Genomic DNA, 26,940 nt, shown 5'->3' with positions numbered 1-26,940 from the left:
GACGCTAACTCACGTTGGGCGGTAATTGATACAACGTCCTTGGTTGAAAATGAGTTTTCGCTCAAGATTCTGGTCGTCCGTTCGCAGTGGGCTGTCGACATCTCTTGCCGATGTGGAACGTGACGATGGCGTTCCGGAAATCGCGGGAGCATCACTCGATCTTCGTGCAGTCGTCCACGGGTTGGGGCAGCCAATCGATCATATCGTCACGCTCGCCGGACCTGCCGATGTGAAGGCGATCTCCGCCGATGCGGTTCGCGCAACGTTTCCGGAGCCGGACGCCCGCGATGCGGAACCGAACTACTTCCCCTTCGTGGAACTGGTGACACCTGAGCTTCCATGGATGTTCACGCCCGCGCAACCGAACGATGAAGGACGATTGCTGCCGTGGCTGGTGTTGGTCGTCCTGGAAGAGACCGACACTGTCGCGCTGACCAAGGTCACGGAAGCGCCGGGGTACAGGCTGAAGATCGAATCCGGCGCCGGGCAAAAGCTGCCCGATCTTGCCGAGGCGCATGGCTGGGCGCACGCCGAAGCCGTGATGGAGGGGTCCGAAGGGCCCGAGATTTCGCGGCTTCTCTGTCCGGTGCGAATGAAGCCCCGCACGGGGTATCTGGCGGCGCTGGTGCCGAGTTTCGAGGCAGGGCGTCTTGCCGGGCTCGGGCGCGATCCATCGGGCGCGACGGGCCTGCTCGCGTGGGACGAGGATACCGAGGCGCTGGAATTACCCGTCTACTACCATTGGCGGTTCGGTACCGGGCAGGCGGATTTCGAGGAACTGGTACGGCGTTTGACGCCCTTCGAGGCCGGGGGCGATGTCGGTGTCCATGATCTCGATATTTCCGTTCCGCGGGGCGGGCTCAACGCCGATGAGGTTTTGCCCGGTTGGAACACGGAAGAGCGGGCGATAGTGAGCTACGCCGGAGCACTCGTGTCGCCCGTCGTCGCTCCCGCCAACTGGCGCGCGGACCACAAGGCCGCCTTTCAGGATGCGTTGAAGTCGCGGCTGGTTTCGGACGGAGAGGGAGCGCCTGTCGCGTCGGGCGGCTACGATGCACTTCGAGATGATCCGGTCGTTGGCGTACCGAACTACGGCACATGGCAGGTGAGCGGCTCCGACGAGGCGCCACAGACATTGGCTGACGGCGCATGGCGCGGGACGGTGAATCTACAGGCGCCGGAACGCGCGAGCGCAGGCGTCGGTGCCGAGATCGTCCGGCGCTTTCAGGAGCACTACATGACCGAGGCCTGGGCGGTCGCCGCAAATCACCGGGAAATCACCGGCACGTTACAACGCGCCAGAATGGCCCAGACGGTCGGAAACGCCGTCCACGTCCGACTATCTGCATTGTCACAACCCGAGGTCTTGCAAGTCACCAAGCCTGTGCATTCTGAAATCAGGGGGCGCCCGGACGTCGGCGATAGCACGGTTGCCGATGTCCTGCACCGAACCAATTCGCTGCCCGGCGGCGCATTCGAGGCCGTGTTCCGGCGTGCGACGGTGCGTGCCGATGGGGTGGCGCGGCGTGTGCGGCCGGTCGATTGGACCGACATTCACCGCGAAATCGGGACAATGTGGCTGGATGGCACTGGGCAGACGTTGATGCAGAGCGTGCCGGGGCGGGCGGACGGTCTGGTCGAGAACCGTACCATCGCCTTCGCCGGTGCAAATGCCGGCACGCGCCTGCCGCCGGAGCGGTTGGAAGCTCGCCAGATCCGATTGGGGACGCGTGGCGGGCGGCGGCGGACGGACGGCGCTTCTTTGGGGCACGGCATTCTCCGCGTGTCCGAAGTGCAGGATGTCTACCGCGTCCAGCCGGAGGTGCTCCCGGCGAACGCGTTGGTGGAGACAACGCTGGAGCAACTCGAACCGGACGAGACGGTCACACGCCATGCGCAATCCCGTATAGACGGGTTGGAGCGCAACGTTGGCGGGCGTGTGCCGATCCCCGCCGTGGCCGCCGTCGAACTGGAATTCCGCGACCCGGCCTATCTGGATTTGCAGCGCGTTTCGCCGGAGTTGCTGCTACCGGGCTATGGGGCGTTGCCGGATAATTCGGTGAGCTTGATGACGGTCAACCAGGCCTTCATCGAAGCTTTCCTGCTGGGGCTCAATCACGAGATGTCGCGCGAACTGGCCTGGCGTCAGTATCCGGCAGATCTGCGTTCAAGCTGGTTCCGGACATTCTGGGACTACGTGGGCGCGCCAGAGCGACGGGATATCGAACCGGTCGCGGACTGGGGGCCGTTTTCGGAGCTCGGGTCACACCAGCCGCCTCGGCCGCAGGCGGAGGAGGACGAGGTCGTGGTTCTGGTGAAGGGCGATCTTTTTCGCCGTTATCCGGAAACACGCGTCTACGCCGCTCCGGCGCTTTGGGCACCGCCGGATCCGGCGGCGAGCCTCGCCGACAGGTTCAAGCCCGCCGATGCTCTGGCAGAGCGGCGCATTGCCGATCTTGACGCACCCGATGGATTTGTCTGGCCAAGCTTCGAGGGGGTGATTGGTGCAAAGGGCGTCTTTTTTGGTTTTCCGAGGTCGGCCGCCACGTTGCGCGGCAGCAAGGTGCCGGGGCAGGATCCCGGATACTTCATCGTCTTCGAACAGCCGGAAACCGATAGTCGCTTCGGATTGGATGCAGGGGGCGACTTTGGACAGCATCCGGGGAGCCGCCTCGATCTGAGTTGGGGGAATTTCGCCGCCGATGCAGGTGAACTGGACGGGCTGAGCCACGCGCCACTGCGTCCCGACTGGTGGCAAACGCCCGTGGACGGACTGCAGTGGGGTGCGAATTCTGCCGTTCAGGCGGCCTTGTGTTTCCAGAACCCGGTGCGTGTGGCCATGCATGCCGACAGCCTGATTGCCGAGGGCGGTCAATGAGCGACGATCCTGGCGGCAAGCGGCCAATCCGCAAACGGCCCGAGATCGGCGAATTGCTTGGACCGGGCTGGCAGGACGGTCCGCTCGGTGATCTCGTTCGCGGAAAATGGGACGCGCCGAAACTCGATCCGCAGAAGTTCCCCCAGCGGGACACGCCTTTCCAGCCTCGCTTCCCATTTCCGAAGCCTGACGTGCCGATCCTGCCGGGGCGCGGCGGCAATTTCGGCGAGCTATCGGCGAGTTTTTCGCAAATCCCCGATGATGTACCTCTGGTACTTCTGCCGGTACGCCTTGAAACCCGGTTCAAGGGGCAGGGCAGCGCGCGCGAATTGCAGATACGCATCATGCCGGGCGACATCTTCCTGTCGCCGCGCACCGAACAGGTCGCGAAGGACACGTTGTCGGCGGCGGAAGAATTCGCCGAGCTGGTGGATGAAAACGGTCCCGATCATCCGGAGGTTCTGGCGGCGTGGTCCGGTTTCATGGCCCGGCCAGATGCGCTGGCATTCGCACATGCCTATCAGGTCGCGCGCGGCGTGTTGAAGGCGGAGACGGCGGAGCGCGCCGATCTGGACACCGGGCTCGTTTCCCCGCTCTTGCCGGACCGCTGGTTCGCAGTTGGCTACACCGACGGAGCGCTCGCCTTTTCCGCCTTTTCGCAAACTGTGGTGGAGGAGATCGACTTTCTCCCCGATCCGGGCGACCTCGACGCGGCAAGCGATCCGGCCACGAACGCCCGGACCCATTGGATGTTCGACTTCGAGACCGCCTGGAACAAGGGCATGGCGATCAAGGCACCGCTCGAGGGCGCGGCGCGCGAACGCATCGACAGCCTCTATGTACTTGGTTGGCGCGACAACCGGACCACCGGGAACAAGCCCAGACCAGGCTCCAGAAAGACCGCGGAGGCATTTGCCGACACGCTTCGGAGCCAGCACTACGCCTTCGGCGCCGGCTTCGTGCCGCAAGGGTTGGCGACCAACAACACCGATGCTGTGCGGTCGGGGTGGTCGCCCGGGGAGCGCAGCCCCGAGGCCGCCTGGCAACGTGAGGCGGAACAGAAGGGTACCGGGGTCGTCCCCGTCGCGCATGCGGCCAATCAGGACGCCGCGCCGCTCTGGCCCGGCCCGGGGCTGATGAGCGGCGACGAGGAAGACCACAATGCCGGTCGTATGGCCGCTGCCTTCGGACTGGCCGACATCGAGACGCTGCGCCGGTTCCAGTTCCGCGAGGGTTCCGAGGCCGCTGCGATGGAGGCGATGAACACGGCCCTCTGGCCGGCCACGTTGGGCGAATTGCTTGGCACGATCCTCGATCAGCCGGGAGAAGACGACTTTTTCGACAGCGAGTTGGTCAGCTGGGTACGCACGTGGTTCCGCAACCGTGTGCATGGCGGTGGCCGATTGCCCGCGATCCGCATTGGCGAGCGCCCCTATGGTGTGCTCCCGATCCAGCGCCAGACCGCCCGGCAGTTTGGCATGTCGCTGCTGGACGCCGGCAAGCAACCGGAACGCCAGCTCGAGATCTTCCTGGAGACGCTGTTCACCCATTGGCTCGCCGGATCGCGTGACGTGGTGCGACTGGCTGGCGAAGACATGCCCGGCAACGGTTTCGGCACGCCTGGCGAGCAACTCATGGCGGTGCTGCATTCCGGTCCGCATCCGCAGAGCTTCTATACATCTTCGGTCGAAAGCGGCGAGCGCAACATCACCTGGACGTTGCAGGAGAACCGGCAATCGTTGACGGACGTCGATGGGAGCGAGTTGCTGCGCGATGCCTACACGCTCGACTTCGGCGAAGACGGCGTGTTCTACATCGCGCCAGACTTGCCGGACCTGTTCGACTGGCCGGCCAATTTCTCCAGCGCCGGCGCGATGGAACGGCATCTTGCCTCGTTGCAGGCGGTTCATGCGAGCATCCTGAACGGGCCGCGCCTCTATCCATTCGACGATTCCTGGGGCGAGGCCTTCGCAGATGTCCTGCGGGATCAGAACGGGGAGGCGCTGGAACGGATCGTTGCACTGTTCGACGAGGTTCTGCTGGCGGTTCGCGACCACGAGGATCGCAATCATGTACTGCGGTTGCTGGGCGCGCCGACGACGCTGGCCAACAGCGTGCTGGGCGGGGCGGTTGACCCGCCGTTTTCCTACCTCATGCATGGAATTGAGGAAGTGCCCTGGCCCGCCGACAGGCTGGTGCGCGTGGACAAGGGAGCGGAGACAGTAGAGCCGTCCGACTGGCTGACGAACCTGGAAGCCTATGCCGAAGCCACAGCGAAAGGTGAGGCGGTCCCGGATGAACCGGCCTTCCCCGACGGTGAGAAGCCGCTGCTGTATCACCTGATCCGCACGGGACTGCGCCGCGTCGCGACCCGAAAAAGCCGGACGGCAGGTTTTCTGAGCAGTCTGTTGGACGAGGTGGCCGTTTTACAGGGCAGCGTGCCGTTTCACACGGTAGAATCTCTGTCCGGCCCGGAACTGGTGGACCTCAACGAGACGCTGGTCGTCAGCTTTTCGCCCACGCGCAGCGCGACGGCGACGGTGGAGTCCGACGGTGTCCTGAGACTGATGCGCGGCGCAACCGCCTCCGAGGTTGCGCAATTGGCCGGCAACCTTTCGGCCGTTGCCGGCCAGTCCGGTCAGCAACCGGATGCGCCGCTGGTCCAGATGCTGGAACTGTCGGAGACTCTGGAGGCGGTGGTCCGGAACTGGGATGCGACGGTGCTCAAGGGCACGCTGAAGCCGCTGGCATCGTCGCGGATAACCGAGATCAACCAGATCAAGGCCGCGCTTGGGCGGTTGCGACAGATGGCACCCGAACAGCTCCGGCTGCTGATGTCGCAGACCCTCGGTGTGGTGAGCTGGCGTCTCGATGCGTGGATCTCCTCGCTATCAGACAACCGCCTGGAACAGATGCGCGCCAAGGTTCCGGAGGGGATGCAGATCGGCGCATATGGCTACGTGGAAAACCTCAACCGCGCGCTGGGTGCGCTCGACGGCCAGTCGAAAGGGCGCAGCCAGGGCTTCATTCCGGCACCCTCCATCGCCCATGCCAAGACCGCCGCGGTGCTGCGAGCGGGATGGACCGCTTACGGCTCGGACGCGGCCGATTCTCCTTTTGCGGTGAACCTTTCCTCTCGCCGGGTGCGTCGCGCGCGGGAGGCGATGGACGCACTGCGACAGGGGCAGGATCTCGCGGATATCCTCGGTCAGCAGGTCGAGTCGGACCTGCGTGACAGCGCAGCGGGTGCGATCTGGGTGCTGCCACTGCGGCTCGCCCTGCCGGAGGGCCAAACGCAACGCGGCGCCCGCGCCCAGCATTCCGTGGATGGGCTGGAACTGCACCGTCTGATTGTGACGGGGACGGGAGAGGCGGATCTGATCGAGCAGGCGAAGGAAGTACTGATAGACCTGTTGCCCGCAAGCCAGCCCTATGACACCGCCTGGGAAGAGCCGTTGAAAACGGCGCTCTCCAATTTGCGGGAAACTGTGGATGCGCTCTCGGACACCGGGATCGCCGAGGCGGTACATCAGCTGGTCCTTGGCAATGTCGCGCGCGCCGGCGGTACCCTGCGGGCGCTCCAGACGGGCGATGCCCCGCCACCGGAACTCGACGTCCTGCAGACCGGGCCGGCCGCCGTCGGGTTCCAGCACCAGGTGATCCTGCCGCTACCGGTCACGGCCGACACGGCGGAGGAAGCGCGGAGCCTGTCCATGCTGGCCGATCCCCATCTCGACGCTGCGTTGGACCGGGTACTGAAGCCACTCCATGCGCTGGAACTGAAGTGGCAAGCCATTTCACCGGCCGACGGGCAGGAAGAGGCGAGTGGTGTATTGTCCTGGCGTAAGGATGTCGCCGATACGCTCGGGCTCGGCACATCCGATTTGCTACGTGCCACCGCGCAAGGCGGTATCGGCGGGCTCGCCGGGTGGGTCGGAGCCGCGCTTGCACACGCGGGCACCGTGAGACTGTCAGCCACCAGTGAGATACGGCTTCAAGCGGCAAACCTGCCGCGCGGCGTGGACGAGGGCATTGCCGAGGCAATGCTCGATGCCTGGCGGGCTGTTCTGGGGCAGGCCCGCGCCTTCGATGCGCGAGACATCCCGCCGGGGGCGGCAGCTGCCGAGATGGTTCTCGGGGACGTCGAAGGTCGCGCGACGACAGTAAAAGGTTGTGTAGCCGATGCGGTGGCCGTGCTGGACGCTGCCGTGGGCGGGTCTGATGTGGCGCCGGACGACTTGCCGGACGACTTCGACCCGCTTCCTTCCGAAGCCGAAAACGCCTTGCTGGACTTGGCGCGTGCCGACTTTCGCGAGGCGCTAACGGTCCATCGTCTTTCGCGAAGCGGCGAGGGGCAGGGGCTGGGTCGTGCCCTCAAGGGTGTGCTTCGGCGGGCTCGGGCGCTCGCCGCGGAGATTGGCACCTACACTCCGGACGCAAGCGCATCCCCGGAGGCCCGGCTCAAGGCGGCCCGTGACACGATCCGCCGTGTCCTTGGCCGGTCGCATCCGGTGGTCGTGCCGGTGCGGTGGGAGGGTTTGCAGGAGTACGCCGACAGTTTCGCCAAGAGCGCCGCGCGGCTCGCCGGGTTGGATGGCACCCCATCCACCTGGATCGAGCGTCAGGGATATACCCATGAGCCACTTGGGCAGCTCGGACTGGCGCTCGACGTGGCCGAGGTCGCGGGAGAAGGCGGGTTCGGGTTACACGTCGCTCAATGGCCCGAACCAAGCGGTGCCGTGCAGTGGATCGCCGAGACAGGCGTCACGGATCGCGAAGGGCCGACGCGATCTGTGGTGGTAATCCAACTACAGCCCGACTCGGCGGCAAATGACGAGGAGAAACGCCCGCCCGTCGCGGTCGATCCCGACGCGGGGTTTGCGGCGCTGGTGCTCGCCGACGTGGTGGAGGCGATGCCGGCAATGGAGACGGACATGGCCGCAGCGATGCATTTCGACAGCCCCAACGCCGAAGCGCCGCAGGCGATCCTGCTTGCGCTGCCACGAGACGAGGACGAGGGCTGGTCGTTCGATACCGTGCTGCAAACCGTTCAAACGGCCTTCGACCTTGCGCGGATCCGAGCCGTGGACGGCGGCTACATGAGCCAGTTCAACCAGATCCTGCCAGCCATCTTTGCCGGGGCGGGCCTGCACGCGGAGAACGACCATGGCGATTGACCTTGTCGCGAAACGCACGGCCTGGACGCGGATTTGGACGTCGCTTCGCGGCGATGGCATCGAGGAAGGGCTGGCAATGCGGGTTGCCGACCCGGCATGGATGCTGGCCCGTCAATGGCAGTTCGGGGCGCTGACCGGCGACGATGCCGGCAGCCCGGCCCGGGTGGAGATTACCAGACGGCAAGTGCCGGTCACGCATTTCGCGGGCCACGATACGCCCGCATGGAGCCGTCTTGAGACCGCTGTTCCGCTGGAGGCGCAGGCCGAACCGATGGCCACATCGGCCGGGCCGGCCGTGCTCTTGCGGGAGGCGCGGGCGGGGCTACAGTTCCTGCGTCGCTTCGACGGCGCCGATCGCGTCGCTCTGAGGACGCTTCTGGTCGAGAAGGCGGGCTTCTCCGATGCAGAGAAACGCCATGCAAAAGACGTTCCTGAACTGCGCGCGTTGATGCTCGCCGGGCTGCACGGCAAGCGGTTGTCGAAGGTTCTGGAAGACCTCGCCACCGATATCGCCCGGGTAACAGCCAAGGCGCAGACGGATGTGGAGACCGAGATCAAGGCCTGGCAAACGTATTACGCGGGGCGTTTTGCCGAGCCCAAGCGCGGCGGGGCATGGGACGATTCCGCAATGCGATACCGTCTGAAAACGCGGAACAACGCGGCGCGGGCGAACAGGATTGCGCTGACGGCGGACAGGCACGACGGCGGCCGGCTCGACTGGTTCAGCTTCGATGTCATCCCCGGTTCGCCGGGCACGAAAAAGCTGATCGGCGCGCGGCGCACCCACACGCTCTATCCCACGCCGGTGAGGTATTCCGGGATGCCCGCCGACACGCTCTGGGATTTCGAGGAGGGGCAGGTCTATTTCGGCGGGCTCGGGGCAGGGCGCACTGATCTGGCGCAGATGCTGGTAACCGAATTCGCCACCGCCTTCAGCAATGATTGGTTCCTGATGCCGATGCGGGTGCCAGCCGGTACGCTCAACCGGATCGTCTCGATGAAGGTCCACGATACCTGGGGCGACACCGTCACGCTTGCCTCGGCCGCTGCCAATGACGGGGCCGGCCGGTCATTTCGGTTCTTTGAGTTGGATGGAGACGTCTCCGCCAATGCGGAGACCGGCGCAAGAACCCCATGGCTCTATCTTCCGCGGGTCGTGGAGGCGACCAAACAGGGGCGGGTGCTTGAGCGTGTCGTCTTCTCACGCGACGAACAGGCGAATCTCGCCTGGGCGGTTGAGGCTGTCATCGAAGGACCCGATGGGCGTCCCGTGGACCGTACGCAACACTGGGCGCGGCTGCGCGATCAGTACCGGAGCTATCTCGGCGACAGCACCATGCCCGAGCCGGACCCGGAAGCCGAGGCCTGGGTCTATCGCCTCCTCAGCGCCAGCGTGCCGCCGCACTGGGTGCCCTTCGTGCCGGAGATTGAGTCCGCGCTGGCCACGGGCCGGCTCTTGCGGGCACGGTTGCAAGAATGGGATCTGCTCGGCCCGGCCAAGACCGATCTGGCGGGCGCAAAGGGGCAGATCCTCGCGCCGGATCGTCCCTTCACCGTTCAGGACGAAGAGATCGCCCCGGGCGGCACGGAGGTTACGCGCGCTTTTCAATCCACGCGCGGCGCCGATGGCAAGCTGCGGGTCTGGCTCGCCCGCCGCCGCCGCCCCGCCGGACGGCTGGAAAGCGCCGGACGGCTGACCGATGTGGTGGAACGGGGGCGCAAGTAATGACCGCCGTGCCGCAGTTCTTCATCCCTGCACATTGGGATTTCGACTCTCCGCTTTTCGGGGAGTTGCGGCCTGCCGAGGGGTTCACCCATCCCCAGGGGCCGCTCGAAGAACGCCAGGGCAGGACCCTTCCGGACGAACCAGTCTTCTTCCATGAGGACTTTGGTATCCGTCTGTCGGATATTGCGAGCTTCCTCAAAGACATCAGCCCTGCACTCACCGCTTTGACACTGGCTGGCTACCGGGTGCCGACGCTCCAGATCGTCTTCCCGCAATACACGCTTGCTGCGCTTCCGGACCATGTCATGCACAAAAGCCGCGACTGGTGGCTGCATCTCGATCTTGTTGAGCGCACCGTTCGGCTGGAGCCGCGCGACACCTCCGCGGCTGCGGTTGCCGAAGGCGATGTGGCCGGGAATGACAGCAATCTGGGTGTTGGCGCGCGGATCTACCTTGAGAAGGTCGGCGCCCTGGACGGCGAGGATCTCGGCCTTCCGCTATCGGATGCCGGCCTTCAGGACCACGCAAACACAGTCGATACGACTGGGACCACCGAACGGGATTTTCTGGCTTCCTATATCCAGGAGCCACTCGGAAGCACGAGCGCGGATATCAACCAGCAGAGAAGCTGGGCGATCGAAGGGCTGGCGAGAGCGCTGGAAAGCGGTGCTGCCTATGCCGACGTGCATAGCCGGTTATCGCCGGAAAAGGGTGCGCCGGTGATCCACGGAGTGGAAACGGGTGCAGCGAAGGTTTGCCTCGACGTGCTCAGGATTCTCGTCTTTGACAGCATAACCTGGTGGGTCGGCGCGGAGCTCTGGCAGCAGGCGGAGGAGGCTGTCGAGGAAACCGCGGCCCTCCCCGGCGGCGCCGGTGCTGCGACCTGGCCCGGCCTACTCTGGGTGTTGAACCCCGCCACCTGGGATTCGATGCTGCCCGACGATGACACGCTGGGTGACCCGCCCGGGGCCTACGATGGCGTCAAGAAGGTCGCTGGCGTGGTCGCAGACATTCTCGCTACGCCCCACCACCTGAAATGGGTTTCGTCCGGCAAGGGGCCTGCATTCTACGATCCTCTCGTTGCGCTCGGGCAGTCCCCGCAGCTGGAGAGCGAGTGGCAGGACGATCCCGAGGAACCGGATCTCGTGCTGCATGCGTCGCCGTTTTATTACGTTCTTCAGCGAACGCTGGTGGAGTCACAGCAACGCCGATACCTCGGCATGCGCGGCTACAATCTGCGCGTGCTGCTGACGGAACAGGCCTCGGAAGCGGTTCAGGCCGGCGATGCAAACCCCTGGGACGAGGTAAACCGGCGTCGCTTGAAGCAATTACGGTTCCGAACCGGGCTACGGCGCCTGATCAAGTGGCGTCACCCCGGCGTCTTCTCCTCCGGGGAACTGACGTCCATGACGCGGGGCATGAGGGCGCTGAATTATGTCGATGCGCTGCTCTATATGTTCAACCTCGGGATCTTCTCGGTTTCCGATCAGATTGGTGCTGTGAGCGCAGCCGACTACGAGCCCCATGTGGTTGCCACGATCACCGGTCAGGACGGCGACGGGACCATTACCGAGATACGTCTCACCCATTCGAAATCGCCCAACAGCGACATCCGTTTGACGATGGTCCATCCGGTCGGAAGCCAGGCAAATCTCATCGGGTTGGAGCGGAACGTCTGCTGGCAATATATCCCGGCTCAGCCGCCGCTCGCGGATACCGACACCGAGGAGATGCTGGAAAAGGTCAATCCCGGCATCCTGGAGGTGATAGACGAAGGCAAGGACCAGGTGATCGTTGTTGCCGGCCCGGGCGTGTCGGTGACCTATCGCGCCGACTTTCCCTCGACGTGTCGGGTGGAGCTCTATCGCACCGTGACCCCGGCCCAGGTCCCGCCCCTTGGCACGCCGATCAACACCAAGTTGCTGGAGGCGCCCTACACGATTTCGCTCTACGACGATGTCCGTCCCCTCGACGACGGAACGAGCGGCACCGCCGCGGCGCCGTTCGAAGGGTACGCCTGGGTGTCGCCCGGATCCGGACGCCGCGAAAGCGACCCGCATGGTGCAGGTGGCAGTGGGTCGGCAATCACGCTGCTGCAAGACGAACCGGGAAGCGGCGGGGCCACGCAGAACGCGATCGATGTTCAGTTGCCGGGTGGCACGGAATACGCCTATGGGGAATGGCCAAACGGGGCGCCTTTTCCACAAGGTCCGCAGGCCAATCAGGGCGCGCCCTTCGAGTTTCCCACACCCCAACTCGAAGACTTCCGCGAGCGCAACGCGATCCGCCGGGACGACATGCCTTTCGTCACGGTGAAGCCCTTTCGTGATCCCGGGCCCACGGGGCACTGGGGGGTGGAGGTCGTATACAAACTGCAGGATGCCACCACGCCCAACGCCGCGCCGGAAGACCGCCGCCCGCGCCTGTGGGGTGGGGTGAAGGGGGAGGCGACCGTGCGGATCACCTGTTCGAAACGGTCTGCGCATGATCGGTTCGCCTTCGACGTCCGCTACAAGGTGCATCACGGGATCAACCGAACCGATTTCTCGGAAGTCCTGCTGCAGCACTTTGTGCTGGGACGGTTCCGGGATTTCGTTATCGGGCGCGACGATCTCAGCCTGATCCAGTTTGCGCTGATTATCCATGCAACGCCCTCGGTTGAGATCGGCATCAAGGACAACAACATCGCCGATCCGATTTGGGAAGCGCTGTGGGACCACTTCCAGCTCGAGGAGGTCGAAACGACCTTCGACTACCACATCTGGCGCACCTATTCCGGAACCGGGTCGCCGCCCGCGCCGGATGCGAACAACCGGATCACCTACACGGACGCAGACCGGGATTTCGACGCGATCCCGGACCTCGGCAGTACGCTTGCCAATGCCGACGCGCCAACCCAGACCGTACCGCGCACCGGGCGCGGCACCGGCACCGGGCACCTGATGCGCACCAACGTGCCCATCGAGCAGGCGCAATACGACGCCAACGTGGAAATGGCGCAATTCGTGATCGACATGGCGCTCGGCTTCATTCCCGTCGTGGGCGACATTCTCGACATTGAGGATCTGCTGATTGCCGTTTGCACCGGGCAGGACAAATGGGGCAAGCCCGTCTCCCGGTTCGAGCAGCTCATCATGTTCGGTGCGGTCATGCTGCCCATTGTCTCCTCCCGGGCGCTGCGCGGTTTCTTCCAGGGGCTGCCGGATATCGGCGCGGAAGACTGGCTCGATGAGATCGCGATATTCTTGCTGGATCTGGACCTCGACTGATGCGGGCGCTCTTCGACATAAACGACGTGCTCGCACCGCTGCTGCGGCACCTGATTTCGACGCCGGAAGGGGCGGTGACGCCTCAGCGGGTGAAGGCGTTCCTGACCGAACTGGAGGCGGCCGGTGACGATCCGGCGGCGGTTCGGCGGCTGGTCGCGGACCATTTCGGTGATCTTGGAACGGACGTCGAGGATATTGCGCGGCAGGTGCTCCGATTTCGCAATGCCGGGGGCGGTGCCGACGACGCGGCCTTCCTGTCGATTGACGACATTGCCAAGCCCGGTGGAGACGGCTTCATCATTCCGGAGATCGACAGGGTCTATAAACGCTGGGTCAGTGACAACAAGCAGGCCATCGATGGCGGCACCCTGGACGGATCGCCCGAAAACTGGGTGCGCAACCATGTCTCCACGCGCGAGGGCTATCGCCACCGCGCCATGCTGGATGCGCTGCTCGGTCCGGCCGACCTGCGACAGTCGCGGAAATACGTCACCGGCCAGGGGTCGAGCGGTTGGCGGGTGCGTCCGCGTCCGGAGACCGTGCCGGGCGCAACGGCAGTTGCCGATCTCGTGGGCATTGTCAAAGACGCGACGCGGCGCGACGAGATGGTCGAACGCCTCTACCACGCGCGCGGCATGACCGACCCGCCAAGCCTCGCCGATACGCAACTCGCGGTGAAGGAATACATGGAGTATTTCGCCGGTCGCTATAACCCGTTGACGACCGATGGCGGGCTCACCCCGAACGACATCACCCTGTTCGGAAGCACGACCGTCGCCCATATGACCGGCGGTCGGGTGCTCCACCCCGACGAATTCATGCACCGGGTACTGGACGGTTACGAGGTGCTGAACGTCGTGGCGCGCGCCAATGGGCTGGTCAACATGAACGATCTGTCGTCGGCAATCGTGGAAGGCCAGCAGGAACTGATCAAGTTGGCCATCGTCGGAGCGGGCGGCAAGAACACCCATGGCTACGTGTTCGAATTGGCCATCATCCTGGATCGCACGATCAATCCGGGCAGCGATGCCGGCTCACCGATCCGCAAGATCATCCAGTTCACCTTCCCGGGCGGCGCCGGGCCCGACATGGTGGAGATGTTCGACAAGCCGGGCGGTGGCTTCCTGGCGCGGTTCGTGCAGGTGAAATCCTATTCGCGTGCTTCCGATCTGGTCGGCCCGAGGTCCGAGATGCTGCGGCAGACCGGCAGCGACCTGCGGCGCACCTGGAAGGAGATGCTGGATACGGACAAGGATCTGGTTTCCGGCCCGCTGCGGGTGAAGGCGCCACCTGCGGCGAATACGGCTCCCGAATGGTCGGACCTGATGCCGGAGGCGGTTTACAGCGTGGACCGCGACCGGCTGATCTCGCGTTTTCAGTCGCCGCCCACAGAGGCCGGCGTGGATGCCTTGCGGGCGGCCGAAGAGGGGCAGCTCACGGGGTTTCTGACACAGTACAACACGTTGCTTGCCGACGATGGGCCGCTGACCAATGCCGCGAAAACCGCGATCCTGGACGGGTTCGACCGCAGTGTCGGCCGCACCGGGCTGCGCTCGCGCGACGTGTTGCAGGGGCTGATCAACGCCGACGAGAACATGACCGTCAAGAAACTCGCGATTGCCCGGATGATCATGGACGACAAGGGGGAGGTGGATCGGCAATTGCTGGAACGGTTGGCGCATTCCGACACGCCGCCGATCCAGTTCGAGGTGGATTTCCGCACCCCCAACGTGCAGCCGAACTGTCTTCAGACAGACGTGCGCGCCGCAGTGCCGGCCGCAGCGCCGTAAAAGGATGGGAGTGGCATGAAGCTGATCATCGACCTGTTCGCCCCCCTTCTGGAGGCCGCCGAGGACAAGGAAAGCCTGCAGGCGCTGCTTGAGGAACTGGGTTGGGAAATACAACTCAACGACACCCAGGCTGGCGCACTTCGCGATGCGATGGCGATCCCGGTACAACTCGGCAACATCGCCACCATCGCGCGTGCGATCATTGCCACGCGGGAGATTACGCACCAGCAGGCACAGGACCTGATCGGGAATTCCCGCCTGATCTTCGAAACGGTCAAGGGATACGCCAACGGTGACACGTTGGGCGACCTGACGGACGTCCCGCCGCCATTCGACGTTTTCCAACCAGGCGGTGACTGGCAGGAGATGGCGCTGCGCCTGCCGGATTACCTGATCACCAACTGGCTCATCACCTATCTCCAACCTCTCTACGAGGCGCTCCATGCGCTTGGCGTGATCGCGGAGGAGGAGGTCGACCCGCGCTTGCCACCGCGCCGCTCCATCGACTGGGACGCTCTCGGCCCGGCAATGAGCGATCCGGTAGCGCACCTGACACAGCGCTACGGCTGGCCGGACGATTTCGACGTTGGATTGGCGCTGGAGAACCTCAACAGGCTCCTTGCCAGCTTTGGGATCTACCCCGCCTATCGCGCGCTGCGCCCGGCTCTCGTCTCCGATTGGATGGCAGGAGAGGCGAACGATGCGGCCATCGAACTGGAGGCGCTTCTGCTCGACAAGCGGGCGAGCTTCGGCAGCAACGGCAGTGCCGCCGTCCATGCGGCGGTCGTGCTTGGAACCATGGGGGATGCCGCCGGCCTCACCGGGATTGCGTTGACCAACTACCTGAGCGGTAGCCTGAGCGACCGCGAACCTCTGGCCGGGGATTTCGCTCTCGCGCTTTCGGCCTCCGGTGACGCAGACCGGGCCTTGGATTTGCGCATGCGGCCATCCGGCATAGAGGTGGTGCCGGGCCAGGCTAGCGCCGATATCCGCATTGCCGTGGAAGGGCGGCCGGAGGCGCCGTGGCGGCTGATCGGTGCACCCGGCAAAGCAGGGCTGGAACTGGCGCAACTGACCTTTTCAGTTGCAACGGAGCTGTCCACCAATGGCCACGACATCGAGATTGCGGCCACCACCGCTGGCGAGGAGGCGGGGCTGCGCATCATCGTCGCGCCGGGAGACGGCGACGGGTTCATCGGCGAGATATTCGGCGACACAGAGTTCGTCGTGACAGGCGACCTCGGCGCGCGCTGGTCGCTCTCGGGTGGGTTTCGGTTCGATGCGGGCCTCGGGTTCGACATCCTCATTCCAATCGATTTCACGCTTGGCCCAATCGGTATCGACGCGTTGCGGTTGAAGATGTTGGCCGGTTTCGACGGCATCACGCTCGATGCGGCGGTGACCGGCGGCTTGGATATTTCCGTCATGCAGGTCGCGGTGGAGGAAATCGGGCTGCGCGCGCTTGTGAGCCGCCCGCCGGAAAGTGAACAGCCGGGCAATATCGGGCCACTCGACCTTGCGATCAACTTTCTCCCCCCCAAGGGGCTTGGGCTTACCATCGATGCTGGTGGTATCGTCACCGGCGGCGGCTATCTGTTCCATGACGCAGAGGCGGGCGAATATGCCGGGGTGGGGCAGGTGGCCTTCACCTCGCTGAAGCTGACCGCGATCGGAATGCTCTCCACCCGGCTTCCGGACAACGAACCGGGCTGGTCGCTTTTCTTGTCGGTCTTCAGCGAGTTTCCCCCGATCCAGCTCGGCTTCGGCATCACGCTCAACGGCGTTGGTGGGCTTGTCGGGCTACACCGCACCTTCGACGACGAGGCGCTGCGGGCGCGGTTGAAGGACGGGGCGCTCGAGTCGATCATGTTCCCGTCGGACCCTATCGCCAATGCCCCGCAGATCCTGTCGGACCTGCGCGCGATCTTCCCGGTCTCCAATGGGCAGTTCGTTTTCGGCGTGATGTGTCGGCTCGGCTGGGGCACGCCCACGCTGGTGACAGCGGACCTCGGCGTGATCGTCGAGTTCCCGGATCCGATTAAGATCGCTCTGTTGGGCCGCATCGGTATTGCGCTGCCCGATCCCGAAGCAGCCATCGTCGAACTCAACATGGACGTTTTCGGTGTGGTCAACCTCACCGAAAAGACCTTCGCGCTGGATGCAACACTCCGGGACAGCCACGTGCTTCATCTGTTCCAGCTTTCCGGCGACATGGCGATGCGGATGAGTTGGGGCGATGCGCCCAACATGCTGGTGTCGATGGGCGGGTTTCATCCCGATTTCGTCCCGCCAGAAGGGACGCCGAACCTCGCCAGGCTACGCGCCGCGCTCCCGCTCGGTGACAACGCCGCAGTGGAACTGAAGGCCTATGTCGCCATCACGTCCAACACCTTCCAGACGGGTGGGCGGCTGGACGTCTGGGTGCGCGTCGCCGGGTTCAACGCGGAAGGATGGTTTTCCTTTGACGCGCTGATCCAATTCGATCCCTTTGGCTTCGAGTTCCTCGTCACGTTCGGTGTGAGTGTCAGCAAGGGAAACACGACCTTGCTGGGCGTCGACGTTTTTGCGCGGGTTACCGGGCCGGGGCTCTGGGTGGTGGACGGTGAAGCCAAGTTCAAATTCCTCGGTGTCAAGAAGTCGATCTCCGTGGATATCACCGTGGGCGAACGCAAGCCGGAACCGGTGACACTGACCGATGTCGCCGCACTTGTGGGCGCCGCGCTCGCGGCCGAGGACGCCGTTCAGATACCCCAGCCGGAGGTGGATGAGCTCCCGGTCCTTCTCGTGGAGCGGTCGGGCGCGCGCCCGGTGCTGCCTTCCGCACGGTTGGAACTCTGGCAGAAGGTCGTTCCGTTCGACGAGGTTTTGGAGAAATACGCGACCGGTGGGATCGCGGGTGCGAGCGAGTTCCGGTTCGAGACCATCCGCCTGGGGGACGGACCGGAGATTCCTGTCGGCGATGAAGATCGGCTGGAGGAGTGGTTTGCGCCGGCGGCCTTCAAAGAGATTGGAGACGACGAAGAACTCGCCTCGCCGAGTTACCGGCTTTATCCGGCGGGTCTCGCGGTCAGCAGTCGCGATGTGTTTCTGGGCCAGAGCGAGGAGGCCGCGCACGTCTTTGAAACCGTTACGATCGACCCTGAGCTCAACGAACGCCGAAGGTCGCAGGCAGCCGTTTCAGAAGCGCCGGGCGTTGGAGGGACAGTGCGGCCGGGCGCCGGACATGGCGCGCGTGTCGGGCACCGACGTGTTGCGCGTGCGGGCCGGGCAGGCGGATTGGGCGCTGCAGGAGGTGGAACGGGGGGCAACCCGCGCACCGCCTCCGCTCCGAAATACCAGCTGAAACCGGCAGCACCCGTGCGAGACACCATGGGCGGAACGCGTTCGGATTGAGGTGAGCACACCAGATTGACGCCTCGTTCCGGTGCTTAGGTCATGCGCGGCGCGTCGTTGGGTTCGCAACCGCAGGGGTGGGCAATTGCATCAGGCGGTGGCTGCGGAACCGTCGGCTGCCCGCGCTTGCGCGATGTATGCGTCTATCCGCTCAATCTCCTCTGGCGTGAGCCGCAGCCCGATGCGGGTACGGCGCCAGACGAAGTCCTCGGCGCATTGGACCCATTCACGGTCGATCACCCAGTCGAGTTCGCGCTCTGTGATAGTTGCGCCGAAGCTCTTGCCGAGATCCTCGGCACAGGTCGCGCCCGCGAGCAGGTCGCGCGCCTGCGTGCCGTAGCAGCGCACAAGGCGGTGCGCCCAAGCGGTATCGACGAAGGGATAGGCTTCACCAAGCTGTTCCGCGAGGGTCTCAACCCCGTCCACCGGGAAGTCTCCGCCGGGCAGCGCCGCGCCCGCGGTCCATGGGCCACTCGCGGTCGGGAAGTGCGGCGCGAGCTTGCCCATCGCCGCCTCCGCAAGTCTGCGGTAGGTGGTGATCTTTCCGCCGAAAACGCTGAGCAGCGGAGCGCCGTCACTTTCGTCGAGCGAGAGCACATAGTCACGTGTCGCCGCCGTGGCGGAACTGGCGCCGTCGTCGTAGAGCGGGCGTACGCCCGAATAGGTCCATACAATATCCGCCTCGGTCACCGGCTTCGCGAAATACGCGGAGACAAAATCCAGCAGATAGCGCTTTTCCTCGTCGGTGCATTCCGGCCGTTCATCGGCCGCGCTATGCTCCATGTCGGTGGTTCCGATCAGCGTGAAATCCTGTTCGTATGGGATGGCGAAAACGATCCGACCGTCTGAGCCCTGGAAGAAATAGCACTTGTCATGGTCAAAGAGTTGCCGGGTGACGATGTGGCTGCCGCGGACGAGCCGGATGCCAGCGCCGCTGTTGGCTCGCACCACGTTCCGCAGAACCTGTTCGACCCACGGGCCTCCGGCATTTACCAGCGCCCGCGCTCGGACGGTCCGCGGGCCGTCCGGCCCTTCCAGAGCCACCTCCCACAGGCCTTCGCGACGCTCGGCTCCCACGACCCGGGTTCGCGTCATGACTTGCGCCCCGCGGTCGGCCGCGTCGCGGGCGTTGAGCACCACAAGACGCGAGTCCTCGACCCAGCAATCGGAATACTCATAGGCAAAGCGGAACTCGGGTTTGAGTGGCCGGCCTTCCGGCGCGCCCGAGAGGTCGACCCGCCGGGTGCCGGGCAGAATGTCCCGCCCACCAAGATGGTCGTAGAGAAAGAGCCCCGAGCGGATCATCCAGGGCGGCCGCTTGCCCCTTGTCCAGGGCATGAACGTCGACAACAGCCGCGATGCCGGCGTTGACGCGTCGAACTTCATGCCTGCATGGATCGGCAGAACGAACCGCATTGGCCAGGAGATGTGGGGCATCGCGCGCAGCAGAACCTCGCGTTCGGCCAACGCCTCGCGAACAAGGCGGACCTCGAAATACTCCAGGTAGCGAAGACCGCCGTGGAACAGTTTTGTCGAAGCAGAGGACGTCGCCGAAGCAAGGTCGTTCATCTCGGCAAGCGCAACCGACAAGCCTCGACCGGCGGCATCGCGTGCGATTCCGCAGCCGTTCACACCGCCGCCAATGACGAAGAGATCGTAGAATTGAGAGGGGTCAGGCAGTGAGGATTTCTGAGTCATCTTCCTGCTCGATTGTCAGGATTTCGGTTTGCCCACGGTTCGCCGCCTGCAGGAACTCATGCGGTGGATCAGCGTCCGTCACGACGTAGTCCAGATCTGCCACATCGCAAATCCTGACCGGCGCGGTGCGGTCGAATTTCGAATTGTCGCAGACCAGGATGCGGGTGCGGGAGTTTTTCAGAATCGAGCGAGCAACGGAGACCTCCCGGGCATCGAAGTCGAGGATTGCGCCGTCTTCATCCAGTGCGGAGGCACCGATCACCGCATAATCTGCCTTGTAGCGAGAGATGAAGTCCACCGCGTCGGCCCCGACGATTGCGCCGTCGCTTTGCCGCACCGAACCGCCAACAAGGATCAATTCGCGTGCCTTGGAGCCGACGAGTACGTTGATGATATTGATATTGTTGGACAGCACCACGAGGCCTTCGTGCCCGGTTAGCGCCCGAGCGACCTGTTCGGTCGAGGTGCCGATATTGATCATCACGGAACAATGGTCCGGAATGAGCTGCGCGGTTCTGCGACCGATGAGTTCCTTTTCCCGCTGCCGAATCCGGCGCCGTTCGGAATAGGCGTAGTTCGATGCCGATCCGGCGCGCCGCGCACCGCCGTGGGTTCGTATGACGAGGCCGCGAGAGGCGAGTTCGCGCAGGTCGTTGCGGATCGTTTGGGTGGAGACGTCGAACTGCTGTGCAAGCGCATCGACATCAGCGATGTCGTGCTGCCGCAGGAACTTCATGATGTCGTTTTGTCTCTCAGTCAGAGCGTCTGTCATTTTGCACAAGCCCGCTGTCCATCGCCGAAACTACCCGATTTGAGCGCGATTGCCAGCATTCTTTGTATTTGACTTTCATATGAAGGTAATTCAAAAGTTTTTCCGGGGGGAGGAGGACCCCTCCGAAAAAATGCGAACAGGGAGGTTTAGATGCGCAGGTATCTATTCTCCGCGACTGCGGCGATTGCCGTCGTTGCGGGTGCGCCCGCGGCATTCGCCGATATGGCGGCTGCGGAAAAGTGGATTGACGAGGAATTTCAACCATCAGTCTTGTCGCGCGACGAACAGGTTGCGGAGATGCAGTGGTTCGTGGACGCGGCCGCGCCGTTCTCCGGGATGGAGATAAACGTGCTGTCGGAGGGTATTCCGACCCACTCCTATGAATCGGAGGTGCTGACCAAGGCCTTTGAGGAAATCACCGGAATCAAGGTCAACCACCAGATCCTCGGCGAGGGCGAGGTGGTGCAGGCGGTTCAGACGCAGATGCAGACCAAGCGGAATCTCTATGACGCCTACGTCAACGATTCCGACTTGATCGGTACCCATTCGCGTCTGCAGCTCGCCTATCCGCTCAGCGACATGATCGAAGGTGGCTGGGCCGATGTGACGAACCCGGGGCTGGACCTCGAAGACTTCATGGGCATCCAGTTCACCACTGGCCCGGACGGCAAGCTCTACCAGCTCCCCGACCAGCAATTCGCGAACCTTTACTGGTTCCGCAAGGACTGGTTCGACCGCGAGGACCTGCAGGCCGCCTTCAAGGAAAAATACGGCTACGACCTTGGCGTCCCTGTGAACTGGTCGGCCTATGAGGACATTGCCGAGTTCTTCACCGAGGACGTTAAGGAAATCGACGGCGTCCAGATCTACGGCCATATGGACTATGGCAAGCGCGCGCCGGACCTCGGTTGGCGAATGACCGATGCCTGGCTCTCCATGGCGGGCGCCGGAGACAAGGGCGAGCCGAACGGCATTCCGGTGGACGAATGGGGCATCCGCATGGAGGAGGGCACCTGTAACCCGGTTGGCGCGAGTGTCGCCCGCGGTGGTGCTGCCAACGGCCCGGCCGCAGTCTACGCGATCCGCAAATGGGACGAGTGGCTGCGTAACTATGCACCGCCGGGTGCGGCCTCCTATGACTTCTACCAGTCGCTGCCGGCATTGAGCCAAGGCAACGTGGCGCAGCAGATCTTCTGGTACACCGCTTTCACGGCCGACATGGTGGCGTCCAAGGCCGACGGCAACAACACTGTGGACGACGAGGGCACGCCGCTTTGGCGGATGGCGCCCAGCCCGCACGGCCCCTATTGGGAAGACGGTCAGAAGGTCGGCTATCAGGATGTGGGATCCTGGACCTTCCTGAACTCGACGCCGGAGGACAGGGCTCAGGCCGCCTGGCTCTATGCCCAGTTCGTCGTCTCCAAGACCGTCGACACCAAGAAGTCCCACGTGGGTCTCACCTTTATCCGCGACAGCACGGTGCGGCATGAGAGCTTCACCGAGCGGGCGCCGAAACTCGGCGGTCTGGTGGAATTCTACCGTTCGCCGGACCGGGTGGCCTGGTCGCCGACGGGGATCAACGTGCCGGACTATCCCAAGCTGGCGCAGATCTGGTGGCAGCAGATCGGTGACGTGAACTCCGGCGCCTTCACGCCGCAGGAAGCGATGGACCGTCTCGCCGAAGAAATGGACGTCACCATGGCTCGCATGCAGCAGGCCGATGAGGCGGCCAATGTCTATGGTGGCTGCGGCCCGCGTCTGAACGAACCGCAGGATCCGGAGTACTGGCTTTCGCAGCCCGGTTCGCCGAAGCCGATGCTGGAAAACGAAAAGCCGCAGGGTCAGACCGTCAACTACGACGACCTCGTTGCCCGCTGGGCCGAAAACTGACGAGCCTAGTTCGGCTTTGAACACGGCCGGGGCGCCCGACGCGCCCCGGTTCAACGGCACCGGTCGCGCCGAAGGGCGATAGCGGCCGACGGCAGGCAAACGGGAAATCGATGACACTGGACCTGAAAGACGTCTGCCTGCGGGTCGGGGCCGACATGCACATCTACCCGACGACGCTGCGGCTGGAAGCGGGGGAATTCAACATCCTTCTCGGCGCAACGGGCGCTGGCAAGAGCACGCTGATCCGGCTCGCTGCGGGGCTTGAACGTCCCACGGATGGGCAGATCCTTGTGGATGGCGAGGATGTAACCGGGCGAAGCCCTCAGAAACGAAACATCTCGCTCGTCCACCAGTTTTTCGTGAACTACCCACATTTGTCGGTATTCGAAAATATCGCTTCGCCGCTGCGGGTGTCGGGCGTGCCGAAGTCGGAAATCGCAGGTCGCGTCGAAGAGGCTGCCGATATCCTGCAATTGCGGCCGATGCTGGGTCGTCGCCCGCAGGAGCTTTCCGGAGGCCAACAGCAGCGCACCGCGCTTGCCCGCGCCATCGTGAAGGAAAGCAAGGCGATCTTCCTCGATGAGCCGCTGGCCAACCTCGACTACAAGCTACGCGAGGAACTGCGGGAGCAACTTCCGGAACTGCTGGCCGGTCGCGGAACCGTGATCGTATATGCCACGTCCGAACCCACGGAGGCACTGCTGCTCGGCGGACGAACGGCACTGATGCACGAAGGACGCGTTTCGCAAGCTGGCCCCACAGCGGAAATCTATCGCAACCCGGAAAACCTGACCTCGGCATCGGTCTTTTCCGACCCGCCGATCAATGTCGCGCCCGTCGAAAAGCGCGGTGCGCGCATGCATCTGGGGGATGCGCTCGACTGGCCGGTGTATGGTGACGCAGCGCAGTTACCGGACGGCCGCTACATGGTCGGTATCCGGCCGCATCATATTTCGCCGGTCTCTACCGATGACTCCACCGTGCCGATCACGGGAACCGTGCGGATCACGGAACTGAGCGGCTCCGAAAGCGTTGCCCATTTCACGGTGTCCGGAGAGCGGATCTGGGTCTCCCAGAGCGCGGGGGTGCAACGATACCGGGTGGGTGCGCCGCACCAGTTCCACATGGTGCCGGGCCAGTGTTTCTATTTTGCCGGGGACGGCCAGTTGGCCGCGAAGGGGATCGCCCATGGCTAGGATCACGCTTGACGGGCTGCGTCACAGCTACATGCCCGAGCCGCAGGGCGAGGAGGATTACGCGCTGAAGCGGATGGATCTGGAGTGGAAAGATGGAGGCGCCTATGCACTCCTCGGACCGTCTGGATGCGGAAAGTCAACGCTTCTCAATATCATATCGGGGCTTCTTCATCCTTCGGAGGGGCGCGTGCTGTTCAATGATCGAGACGTCACTGAGGAGCCGCCCGACCGGCGCAATATCGCGCAGGTGTTCCAGTTCCCGGTGATCTACGACACGATGACCGTGTACGACAATCTCGCCTTTCCGCTGCGCAACCGGGGTGTGCCTGCGATACAGGTCGATGCGCGGGTGACAGAAATCGCCGAGATGTTGGAGATGGGCGACCGCCTGCGCACGCGTGCCGCCGGTCTGGGGCCTGACGACAAGCAGAAGATCTCCATGGGCCGTGGATTGGTACGGGACGACGTGAACGTGATCATGTTCGACGAACCGCTGACCGTGATCGACCCGGCGCAGAAATGGAAATTGCGTTCCAAGCTCAAGGAACTGCATCAGAAAATTGCTGTGACGATGATCTACGTCACGCACGATCAGACCGAGGCGTTGACCTTCGCCGACCAGGTGGTCGTGATGCAGGAAGGGCAGGTGGTGCAGATCGGAACGCCGGTGGACCTGTTTGAATGCCCGCGCCACACCTTCGTTGGTCATTTCATCGGCTCTCCGGGAATGAACATCCTGCCCTGCGCGGTGGAGGGGCAGCGGGTCGCCTTCCAGGGCGTCACGGTGCCCACGGCAGGCGTGCCGGATGTGCCCTCCGGCGCGGCGGCCGAGATCGGGGTGCGCCCGGAATTCGTGTCGCTTTCCACCGAAGGCGGCATTCCCGCCATCGTCCGCAAGGCCGCCGATATAGGGCGTCATACCGTGGTTGAGGCGATGGCTGGCGATGTGCCAGTCAGCGCGGTCCTCGACGGGACCGCACCGGAGGCCGGCAGCGAAGTCCGCCTGCGGTTCGATCCAACACATACGCGGGTTTACGCGGACGGCTGGCTTGCGACACGGGAGACGGGCGCATGAAGACGCAAAATCAACGCGCGTGGTTCTTCGTCCTGCCGGTGCTGATCCTGGTGGCCTTCAACGCGCTTGTGCCGCTGATGACGGTCGTCAATTACTCCGTCCAGGAGACCTTTGGCGACAACCTGTTCTTCTGGCACGGGCTTGGGTGGTTCGAGGACGTGCTGCGCTCTGAGCGGTTCCACGCCGCGCTAGGTCGCCAGATACTGTTTACCGCAACAATTCTGATCATCGAAGTGCCGCTAGGCGTCGCCATTGCGCTGACAATGCCGCGCAAGGGGTTCTGGGTGCCGGTCTGCCTCGTCCTTATGTCGCTACCGCTGCTGATCCCGTGGAACGTGGTCGGCGCGATGTGGAACATTTTCACCCTGCCGGACATCGGCCTGCTTGGGTATTTCCTGAACACCGTGCTGGGGATCGATTACAACATGACCCAAAGCCCGGTGGCGGCCTGGGTCACGGTGATCGTCATGGATGTCTGGCACTGGACCTCGCTCGTGGTGCTGCTGGCCTATGCGGGGCTGATCTCCATACCAGAGGCATATTACCAGGCGGCCAAGATCGACGCTGCGTCGAACTGGGCGATCTTCCGTTACATCCAGCTGCCGAAAATGAAGCGGGTGCTGACCATCGCGATCCTTTTGCGCTTCATGGACAGTTTCAACATCTATACCGAGCCCTTCGTGCTGACCGGCGGTGGGCCGGGCAACTCCACGACCTTCCTGTCCATCGACCTGGTCAAGGTCGCGCTCGGCCAGTTCGATCTCGGGCCGGCGGCGGCGATGTCGCTGATCTACTTCGCCTTCACGCTTCTCGTGTCGTGGCTCTTCTACACCATCATGACAAAGGACGAGCAATGAGACCCCGCAGCCTCGTACCGATCCTCTACATCCTGTTCCTGATGCTGCCGATCTACTGGCTGGTGGCGATGAGCTTCAAGACCACCAACGAGATCCTCGGGGGCTTCTCGCTCTTTCCGCAGGAATGGACGCTGGACAATTACCGGACGATCTTCACCGATCCGACATGGTACTGGGGGTACTTCAACTCGATCTTCTATGTCTCTCTGAACACGGTGATTTCGCTGCTGGCCGCACTGCCGGCTGCCTATGCGTTCTCGCGCTACAGCTTCATGGGCGACAAGCATCTCTTCTTCTGGCTGCTCACGAACCGGATGGCACCGGTCGCCGTCTTCGCGCTGCCCTTCTTCCAGCTCTATTCGGCGGTCGGGCTCTTCGATACGCACCTGGCGGTGGCGCTCGCCCATTGTCTGTTCAACATCCCGCTGGCGGTGTGGATTCTTGAAGGCTTCATGTCGGGCATTCCGCGCGAGCTTGACGAAAGCGCTTTCGTCGACGGCTATTCCTTCCCGCGGTTCTTCACAACAATCTTCGTGCCGACGATCAAGGCCGGCATTGGTGTGACGGCCTTCTTCCTCTTCATGTTCTCCTGGGTGGAACTGCTGCTGGCCAAGACGCTCACCGCTGTCCATGCCAAGCCCATCGCAGCGGTCATGACGCGGACCGCCTCCAGCGCGGGCTACGAGCTGGGGTTGCTGGCGGCGGCTGGGGTTCTGACGATCATTCCGGGCGCTATCGTGATCTACTTCGTCCGCAACTACATCGCCAAGGGCTTTGCCCTGGGGAGAGTTTGATGCTGCGCCTCGGTCTGGTCCTGCTCCTTATCCCGGCCGCGGCACTCGCCCAGCAGGCCGGCTGGGGGAATGTCGGCAAACCGCAGGAGGAGGTGTTCTCCTGGGCGAAATGGTGGACAGAGCCGATGTTCTCGGGCTTCTGGATGGCCTGGACGCGGGCGACGCTCGCATTCTTCGTGTTCATCTTCAGCTGTATCGGGTTGATGGCGCTTCTGGAACTTCGCTGGCCCGGCGGTGCGGAGCGGACTGGCGTGCTCGGTCTGACCACGACACGGGGCGATAGGCTCTTCATCACGCTCCTCGGCTCGGCCTATATCTTCCTGGCGTGGCTTGGCTTCGTGGGGCCGCCCATGTGGGCGCCGCTCGGTCTGGCAATTGCCTGGGGCGCGTTTTCCTTCTGGAAGATATGAGCTTTCCGAGGGAAC

At 63.8% G+C, this 26,940-nt stretch carries 14 protein-coding genes; 12 read left to right on the top strand and 2 right to left on the bottom strand.

Annotated elements, in window-relative coordinates; all coding sequences use genetic code 11:
* Positions 1-49: 49 nt before the first annotated feature.
* Genes ARC39_RS13090 through ARC39_RS13065 form a run of 6 tightly spaced genes read left to right on the top strand, consistent with a single transcriptional unit; the run spans position 50 to position 18,233 of the window.
* The gene (locus ARC39_RS13090) at positions 50-2,878 is read left to right on the top strand and encodes a hypothetical protein (RefSeq protein WP_068115103.1); all 2,829 of its coding nucleotides are present in this window, start codon (positions 50-52) and stop codon (positions 2,876-2,878) included.
* A complete protein-coding gene (locus tag ARC39_RS13085) occupies positions 2,875-8,055 on the top strand; it encodes an ATP-binding protein (RefSeq protein ID WP_068115102.1) in 5,181 nt (1,726 codons plus the stop codon). The genes ARC39_RS13090 and ARC39_RS13085 overlap by 4 nt, the downstream gene beginning before the upstream one ends.
* Positions 8,045-9,781 (top strand): hypothetical protein, encoded by a 1,737-nt coding sequence (locus ARC39_RS13080; RefSeq protein ID WP_068115101.1) that lies wholly within the window; start codon positions 8,045-8,047, stop codon positions 9,779-9,781. The genes ARC39_RS13085 and ARC39_RS13080 overlap by 11 nt, the downstream gene beginning before the upstream one ends.
* Positions 9,781-13,050, top strand: a complete 3,270-nt coding sequence (locus ARC39_RS13075) for a hypothetical protein (protein WP_068115099.1) — start codon at positions 9,781-9,783, stop codon at positions 13,048-13,050. The genes ARC39_RS13080 and ARC39_RS13075 overlap by 1 nt, the downstream gene beginning before the upstream one ends.
* Positions 13,050-14,840 (top strand): hypothetical protein, encoded by a 1,791-nt coding sequence (locus ARC39_RS13070; RefSeq protein WP_068115096.1) that lies wholly within the window; start codon positions 13,050-13,052, stop codon positions 14,838-14,840. Before ARC39_RS13075 ends, ARC39_RS13070 begins: the two co-directional genes overlap by 1 nt.
* A gap of 15 nt (positions 14,841-14,855) precedes the next feature.
* Positions 14,856-18,233 (top strand): DUF6603 domain-containing protein, encoded by a 3,378-nt coding sequence (locus ARC39_RS13065; protein ID WP_068115095.1) that lies wholly within the window; start codon positions 14,856-14,858, stop codon positions 18,231-18,233.
* Positions 18,234-18,323: 90 nt separating this feature from the next.
* Here the strand turns inward: ARC39_RS13065 and glpD are convergent, their stop codons facing one another.
* Both glpD and ARC39_RS13055 read right to left on the bottom strand, forming a co-directional pair.
* Positions 18,324-19,931, bottom strand: a complete 1,608-nt coding sequence (glpD, locus tag ARC39_RS13060) for a glycerol-3-phosphate dehydrogenase (protein ID WP_068115093.1) — start codon at positions 19,929-19,931, stop codon at positions 18,324-18,326.
* Positions 19,906-20,703: a DeoR/GlpR family DNA-binding transcription regulator gene (locus ARC39_RS13055; RefSeq protein WP_068115091.1), complete on the bottom strand. Its 798-nt coding sequence runs from the start codon at positions 20,701-20,703 to the stop codon at positions 19,906-19,908. The genes glpD and ARC39_RS13055 overlap by 26 nt, the downstream gene beginning before the upstream one ends.
* A 150-nt stretch (positions 20,704-20,853) precedes the next feature.
* Between ARC39_RS13055 and ARC39_RS13050 the strand changes: the two genes are divergently transcribed.
* The 6 genes from ARC39_RS13050 (at position 20,854) to ARC39_RS13025 (ending at position 26,925) form a co-directional block, all read left to right on the top strand.
* Positions 20,854-22,593, top strand: coding sequence for an ABC transporter substrate-binding protein (locus ARC39_RS13050; RefSeq protein ID WP_068115089.1), 1,740 nt, complete (start codon positions 20,854-20,856; stop codon positions 22,591-22,593).
* Positions 22,594-22,703: 110 nt separating this feature from the next.
* Entirely contained in the window at positions 22,704-23,789 is a 1,086-nt protein-coding gene (locus ARC39_RS13045) for an ABC transporter ATP-binding protein (RefSeq protein WP_068115088.1), read from the top strand.
* The gene (locus ARC39_RS13040) at positions 23,782-24,864 is read left to right on the top strand and encodes an ABC transporter ATP-binding protein (RefSeq protein WP_068115087.1); all 1,083 of its coding nucleotides are present in this window, start codon (positions 23,782-23,784) and stop codon (positions 24,862-24,864) included. Before ARC39_RS13045 ends, ARC39_RS13040 begins: the two co-directional genes overlap by 8 nt.
* On the top strand, positions 24,861-25,721 hold the full coding sequence (locus ARC39_RS13035; RefSeq protein ID WP_068115084.1) for a carbohydrate ABC transporter permease: 861 nt from the start codon (positions 24,861-24,863) through the stop codon (positions 25,719-25,721). Before ARC39_RS13040 ends, ARC39_RS13035 begins: the two co-directional genes overlap by 4 nt.
* On the top strand, positions 25,718-26,515 hold the full coding sequence (locus ARC39_RS13030) for a carbohydrate ABC transporter permease (RefSeq protein WP_068115082.1): 798 nt from the start codon (positions 25,718-25,720) through the stop codon (positions 26,513-26,515). The genes ARC39_RS13035 and ARC39_RS13030 overlap by 4 nt, the downstream gene beginning before the upstream one ends.
* Positions 26,515-26,925, top strand: a complete 411-nt coding sequence (locus ARC39_RS13025; protein ID WP_236545253.1) for a DUF2160 domain-containing protein — start codon at positions 26,515-26,517, stop codon at positions 26,923-26,925. The genes ARC39_RS13030 and ARC39_RS13025 overlap by 1 nt, the downstream gene beginning before the upstream one ends.
* Positions 26,926-26,940 lie beyond the last annotated feature (15 nt).

This window comes from Tropicimonas marinistellae, assembly GCF_001509585.1.
Classification (GTDB): Bacteria; Pseudomonadota; Alphaproteobacteria; order Rhodobacterales; family Rhodobacteraceae; genus Tropicimonas; species Tropicimonas marinistellae.
The sequence above is the reverse complement of the archived record's forward strand: the minus strand, read 5'-3'. Positions and strand labels throughout refer to the sequence as shown.

Bases quoted from the DNA above. Each gene is read 5' to 3' on its own strand.
- ARC39_RS13050 (WP_068115089.1), top strand. From the start codon at position 20,854: ATGCGCAGGTATCTATTCTCCGCGACTGCGGCGATTGCCGTCGTTGCG.
- ARC39_RS13035 (WP_068115084.1), top strand. From the start codon at position 24,861: ATGAAGACGCAAAATCAACGCGCGTGGTTCTTCGTCCTGCCGGTGCTG.
- ARC39_RS13030 (WP_068115082.1), top strand. From the start codon at position 25,718: ATGAGACCCCGCAGCCTCGTACCGATCCTCTACATCCTGTTCCTGATG.
- ARC39_RS13090 (WP_068115103.1), top strand. From the start codon at position 50: ATGAGTTTTCGCTCAAGATTCTGGTCGTCCGTTCGCAGTGGGCTGTCG.
- ARC39_RS13055 (WP_068115091.1), bottom strand. From the start codon at position 20,703: ATGACAGACGCTCTGACTGAGAGACAAAACGACATCATGAAGTTCCTG.
- ARC39_RS13065 (WP_068115095.1), top strand. From the start codon at position 14,856: ATGAAGCTGATCATCGACCTGTTCGCCCCCCTTCTGGAGGCCGCCGAG.
- ARC39_RS13040 (WP_068115087.1), top strand. From the start codon at position 23,782: ATGGCTAGGATCACGCTTGACGGGCTGCGTCACAGCTACATGCCCGAG.
- ARC39_RS13080 (WP_068115101.1), top strand. From the start codon at position 8,045: ATGGCGATTGACCTTGTCGCGAAACGCACGGCCTGGACGCGGATTTGG.
- ARC39_RS13085 (WP_068115102.1), top strand. From the start codon at position 2,875: ATGAGCGACGATCCTGGCGGCAAGCGGCCAATCCGCAAACGGCCCGAG.
- ARC39_RS13025 (WP_236545253.1), top strand. From the start codon at position 26,515: ATGCTGCGCCTCGGTCTGGTCCTGCTCCTTATCCCGGCCGCGGCACTC.
- glpD (WP_068115093.1), bottom strand. From the start codon at position 19,931: ATGACTCAGAAATCCTCACTGCCTGACCCCTCTCAATTCTACGATCTC.
- ARC39_RS13075 (WP_068115099.1), top strand. From the start codon at position 9,781: ATGACCGCCGTGCCGCAGTTCTTCATCCCTGCACATTGGGATTTCGAC.
- ARC39_RS13045 (WP_068115088.1), top strand. From the start codon at position 22,704: ATGACACTGGACCTGAAAGACGTCTGCCTGCGGGTCGGGGCCGACATG.
- ARC39_RS13070 (WP_068115096.1), top strand. From the start codon at position 13,050: ATGCGGGCGCTCTTCGACATAAACGACGTGCTCGCACCGCTGCTGCGG.